The organism is Oleiphilus sp. HI0080 (genome assembly GCF_001635135.1).
Window position 1 is genome coordinate 1 of record NZ_LWFU01000472.1, and the last position, 5,726, is coordinate 5,726.

5 protein-coding genes are annotated in these 5,726 nt (G+C 47.6%); all 5 read left to right on the forward strand.

Annotated elements, in window-relative coordinates; translation table 11 throughout:
* Positions 1-169: 169 nt before the first annotated feature.
* The 5 genes from A3751_RS09750 (at position 170) to argB (ending at position 5,679) form a co-directional block, all read left to right on the forward strand.
* Positions 170-379 (forward strand): cold-shock protein, encoded by a 210-nt coding sequence (locus A3751_RS09750; protein ID WP_068455091.1) that lies wholly within the window; start codon positions 170-172, stop codon positions 377-379.
* 82 nt (positions 380-461) lie between these two features.
* Positions 462-1,673, forward strand: a complete 1,212-nt coding sequence (gene coaBC, locus A3751_RS09755; protein WP_068455093.1) for a bifunctional phosphopantothenoylcysteine decarboxylase/phosphopantothenate--cysteine ligase CoaBC — start codon at positions 462-464, stop codon at positions 1,671-1,673.
* A 2-nt stretch (positions 1,674-1,675) separates the two neighbouring features.
* Positions 1,676-2,134: a dUTP diphosphatase gene (dut, locus tag A3751_RS09760; RefSeq protein WP_068455096.1), complete on the forward strand. Its 459-nt coding sequence runs from the start codon at positions 1,676-1,678 to the stop codon at positions 2,132-2,134.
* 38 nt (positions 2,135-2,172) lie between these two features.
* Positions 2,173-4,767 carry a phosphomannomutase/phosphoglucomutase gene (locus A3751_RS23875; RefSeq protein WP_068455097.1) on the forward strand — a complete coding sequence of 865 codons (2,595 nt, stop codon included), beginning with the start codon at positions 2,173-2,175 and terminating at the stop codon, positions 4,765-4,767.
* A 15-nt stretch (positions 4,768-4,782) separates the two neighbouring features.
* Complete coding sequence (argB, locus tag A3751_RS09770) at positions 4,783-5,679, forward strand: acetylglutamate kinase (RefSeq protein ID WP_068455099.1); 897 nt, start codon at positions 4,783-4,785, stop codon at positions 5,677-5,679.
* The last annotated feature ends 47 nt before the right edge of the window (positions 5,680-5,726 follow it).

The window sequence follows — 5,726 nt, forward strand, 5'->3', positions numbered from 1 at the left end:
TAAACAATTCTTGGTGTTTGCTTTTAAAGTCAGCTAGTATAACTATGGAAGCCTTAAAAATGCGGCTATTTTTATGACATTTGGATCGATCGCGCTTCGCCTCTCGATTCTCCTCATACCGATATCCAGTTTTTGAGCGTTTCAATTACGTTATACATAGGAATGAGTTATGTCAGATCGAGTTACAGGTAAGGTTAAATTTTTCAACGAATCAAAAGGCTTCGGTTTTATCGAGCAAAACGGTGGTCCAGATGTATTCGTACATTTCAGCGCCATCCAGTCAGAGGGTTTTAAAACTCTAGCTGAAGGTCAAGAAGTTGAGTTCACTATTGGCCAAGGTCAAAAAGGACCACAAGCTGAGCAGGTTGTTCCTCGATAGGACATAACTCAGAGTTAATCCCACAAACCCGCTTTCGCTTTGCGAATGCGGGTTTGTTTTTATTGAACAGTATGAATTCAACATGTCGGTAATAAACAAAAATATTATTCTCGGCGTCACCGGCGGCATCGCTGCCTATAAATCTGCAGATCTTTGTCGACAGCTTAAAAAAGCTGGCGCGAATGTCAGGGTCGTGATGACGCGAGGCGCTTGTGAATTTGTTCAGCCGCTTACCTTTCAGGCTCTAAGCGGTGAGATGGTTTCGACCGAACTCCTTGATGAAAGCGCTGAAGCAGGGATGGGGCATATTGAGCTTGCTAAGTGGGCTGACTTGATCCTAATTGCTCCCGCAAGCGCTAATACCATCGCGCGTTTGGCGCATGGCTTGGCGGATGATCTTCTTTCTACTCTAGTCTTAGCTACGCAGGCAGAGTTAGCTGTTGTTCCAGCGATGAATCAGGTCATGTGGGCTAATTCAGTCACGCAGCGAAACGTCGAAACACTCGTAAAGCTATATGGCGCAAGGTTACAGCTTATTGGGCCTGATTCGGGAGAGCAGGCTTGTGGTGATGTTGGTGCAGGGCGTATGACCGAACCTCAAGATATTCTGCGAGCGATTGTAAAAGCGGATCTTCACCTTGAGGGCCATCGGGTTGTTATTACCGCTGGACCTACCCGAGAAGCGATTGATCCTGTGCGCTATATTACCAACCATAGCTCCGGGAAGATGGGTTTCGCTCTCGCAGATGCGTTTCGCTTAGCTGGCGCTGATGTTTGTGTTATTGCCGGGCCCGTTTCACTTTCGTTGCACCCCCAAATTCAGCGCATTGATGTTGAGAGTGCTCATCAAATGTATGACGCAGCAATGGAGCAGGCAGCATTAGGTTTTGATATCTTTGTAGGCTCTGCCGCAGTTGCAGATTACGCACCCGTTCAGCAATCTAGTAGCAAATTGAAGAAAAATGATCAAAATCTGGTTATAGAATTGCAAGAAAATCCGGATATCATTGCGAGTGTTGCTCAGGGTGATAATGCGTCACGACTAATAGTCGGCTTTGCTGCTGAGACCAATGATGTAGAGGCGTATGCTCAAGGTAAGCTTGAGAGAAAAGCGCTTGATTTGGTCATCGCGAACGACGTATCGAATCAAAGTATCGGCTTCAATAGTGACCATAATTGCGTCACGCTGGTGCGCAAGACGGGGCTTGAGACATTGCCTGTAGACACGAAAGTTGCCTTGGCTCAGATTTTGGTTGAGAGAATGTATTCCCAGTTAAAAGAAAAAAGATCCTAACAATGAAACAAGCCTTACAAGTAAAAATCCTAAACGAAAAAATAGGAACGCAGATTCCTTTGCCGGAATACGCAACGAACGGATCCGCTGGCGTCGACTTGCGAGCGTGTCTGGATGATGCGATTAAACTGGAACCAGGGCAAACGGAGCTGATCCCCACAGGACTTGCCATTTATATTGAGGACCCGGGGCTTGCGGCCACGATATTGCCTCGCTCCGGTTTAGGGCATAAGCATGGCATTGTTCTGGGTAATTTAGTTGGTTTGATAGATTCGGACTATCAGGGTGAGTTGATGGTGTCATGTTGGAACCGAGGTAATACGGCATTTGTGATCGAGCCAGGAGAGCGTATCGCGCAATTGGTTGTGCTTCCTGTCGTTCAGGTTGAGTTCCAACTGGTGGAAGATTTTCAGGAGTCTGATCGCGGCGTCGGCGGATTTGGCTCAACAGGTACAAAATAAAATTATAATTAGTCTAGTCGCAGGCTCAGGAAGGACACATGGTGGGACTTAAGAAAAAGCATGACTTGGTAAAGACCGAAAAAGCGTCAACGAAAAAGGCCAAGAAATCAAAATCGGCCAAGGATAAAGCCGGAGCCTCTTCCCAGTCTTTAGCCGCCTGGAGTTTTCAGCCAGCCGCTATTGCGCTTCTAGTGATTGTCGCCTTGGCTGTCGCNTTGGAAATCGTTTTTGTGACTTCGGTAGAAAACGGGCAGCAGCAGGACGTCAATGCGCGTTACGCTGAGCTTGTTCAGAGAGACTTGAATTTCTTAGCGAATGAGCGTCTTGGAGCGCTTAAGTCTGTTGCACGCAGTCCAGAACTCATCGAGCGCCTGATAACGAGCGCTGAGAATAACCATGATTTGCTGCGAGCGACATTTCCAGACTTGGTTGAATTCTATGTCGTATCCGCCGAGCAACTCCCGCAAGTCAGAACTCTATACCCAAATCTCGGATACGCAAGTGTCGATGCTATTCGTAAAGCTCAAACACTAGAAAATTTGAAGCTCGAAGCCTTCTATGATGGCTCTAAGTGGTTTTATCAGGCAGCACTTGCGGTTACTGATGAGCCCGCTGCCGTTATTTTGTTTTTATTTGACGATTCGGAAATAAAACGCGCTTTGCAGGGGCAGGCTAAAGCATTAGAAGGGAACATCGCTTTGTATAGTAGCTCAGCAGAAAATGCGGCGAAGGTTATGGAGTTTGGTTCGCCTGCGCATGGTGAGCAACTTTCTAAGCCTATTCATATCGGCTCTTGGCAGCTTCGTTATGCCACGACGGCTAATGGCTTAATCGCGGTTGATAGAACGTTCCTTTGGTCAATTCTCGCTGCAGCGGCCCTAATATCGCTAATTCTTGTTTATCTTATTTGTCGTCTGCGCTTAAACAAGATTCGTTCAGATGTGGTGCTTACATCAAGTTTGGTGTTGTCTGGTATCTCCGGTGAGAGAAAGTCATCTGTGCGCCTGGCTTTTGCAGAAACATCGTCGCTACTTGAGAATGCGAACAAAGCGCTTGCTGAACAGGAGCAAAAAGCGAAACCAGCCATGGCAGCCAAGCCGAACGCTTCAAACGCAGCCGAGTCGATGGGCGTTGTTGAGGCTCATGCTGAAGATAGCTCGGACGACGATTTGAATTTTGATGATCTGGACCTAGATGAGGAGTTAGGTTTGAACGAACCCGAAGTTGCTTTACCGCGTTCTGATGAACATGAGGGTGCAGAGATTGATGCATCGATTTTTAGAGCCTACGACATTCGCGGAATTGTTGATGAAACGCTGACGCTTGAAACGGTTGAGTTGATTGGCCGCTCTCTCGCTTCTGAAGCACTGTCTCAAGGGCAAAACACGCTTTGTGTTGGTTACGACGGGCGTCTTTCTAGTGAGGCGTATTGCCGCGCTATCTGTCAGGGCATCACAAGCACAGGCGCTGATGCGATTGTTGTGGGTCGTGTGCCGACGCCGGTCCTCTATTTTGCGACGCATAAATTGGAAACTGGAACCGGTGTGATGATTACCGGAAGCCATAATCCAAGTAACTACAATGGCTTTAAGATGATGATCGGTGGTAAAACGCTGGCTGGCGATGACATCCAGACGTTATATCAGAGAATTCGAAATGGCGATTTCGCGAGTGGGTCTGGGAGCGTCAGCGAGCAAAGCGTTGATGACATTTACCTTGATACTATCGTGAATGATGTTGCCGTTGCTGCGCCATTACGCGTAGTGGTCGATGCTGGTAACGGTGTTGCAGGAGAGCTAGGGCCGAAGTTGATTGAAGAGCTGGGTTGTGAAGTTATCCCATTGTTCTGTGATATCGATGGAACATTCCCAAATCACCATCCTGATCCGGGCAAGCCAAAGAATCTTGAAGATTTGATTGCGGCGGTTGAAGAGCATGATGCCGATGTGGGTCTTGCTTTTGATGGAGACGGAGATCGTGTGGGCGTTGTCACCAATACGGGCAAAATTATTTGGCCGGACCGCTTGCTGATGTTATTCGCTAAGGATGTGGTTTCACGAAACCCTGGTGCCGATATTATTTACGATGTGAAGTGCTCGCGACGTTTGAATGGTCTGATTTCGAGCTATGGTGGTCGTCCGATTATGTGGAAAACGGGGCACTCACTTATCAAGGCGAAGATGAAAGAAACAGGCGCGCTGCTAGCCGGTGAAATGAGTGGGCATATATTCTTCAAAGAGCGTTGGTTTGGCTTTGATGATGGATTGTATAGTGCAGTTCGCTTGCTTGAGCTGCTAGGAATTGAAGATCGCAGCGCTGAGGAGGTGTTTGCTGACTTCCCAGAGGATCTCAGTACGCCAGAGATCAATATCACCGTGAGCGACGAGTCCAAGTTTGAGCTGATTGAAAAGCTGTGTGCAAGAGCGGCGGCTTTCGAGGACGGTAATGTTTCGACGATTGACGGATTGCGCGTTGATTTCGCTGATGGCTGGGGTTTGTGCCGTGCGTCAAATACGACGCCGGTATTAGTATTGCGGTTTGAGGCGGATGACGAAGCAGCGTTGAAGCGTATTCAGCAGCGCTTTAAAGACCAGCTGTTGGCGATTGATGAAAGCCTTAACGTGGCATTTTAAGAAAGAGTTTTGTTAATGAGTTTAGATAAAGAAAGCGCAATCCAGGTTGCGTCTGTTTTAAACAAGGCCTTGCCTTATATTCAGCGCTTTGCGGGAACCACCATTGTGATCAAGTATGGTGGTAACGCAATGGAGAACGAAGAGTTGAAAAACAGCTTCGCGCGCGATGTTGTATTGATGAAACTTGTGGGTATTAACCCTATTGTGGTGCATGGTGGCGGTCCGCAAATCGGTGATTTATTAAAGCGTCTCAATATCGAAAGTCGCTTTGTCGAGGGTATGCGTGTGACGGATGCCGAGACCATGGACGTGGTAGAAATGGTGCTCGGTGGGCTCGTCAACAAGGAAATTGTGGCGCTGATCAACCGAAATGGTGGTAAGGCAATCGGTTTGACTGGTAAAGACGCTGATTTTATTCGCGCCAGAAAACTCGAGGTTTCGAGCGCCGCGCCTGAGGTTCAGAAATCAGAGATCATCGATATAGGCCACGTCGGAGAGGTTAGCAAAATTAATCCAGAGCCTATTGATATGTTGGTTAACAGCGATTTTATTCCTGTTATCGCACCTATCGGTGTTGGCGAAAATGGCGTTTCTTACAATATAAATGCCGATCTCGTTGCTGGAAAGGTTGCAGAAGAGTTAGGGGCTGAGAAGCTGATTCTGCTGACGAATATATCTGGTCTTCAGGACAAAAACGGCAAAGTTTTAACCGGTCTGAATACCAAACAAGTTGACGCGTTGATTGAAGATGGGACGATTTACGGTGGCATGCTGCCCAAAATTGCCTGCGCGCTTGGTGCTGTTCGCAATGGCGTAAAGAGCGCGCACATTATTGATGGCCGTGTCAGTCATGCCACTCTATTAGAGATCTTTACTGATGAAGGAGTCGGAACGCTAATTAGTAATCTTTAGCGTCACCTGGATCAGGCGGTCGTGACTTTGTTACCGCCTTCTTTCAC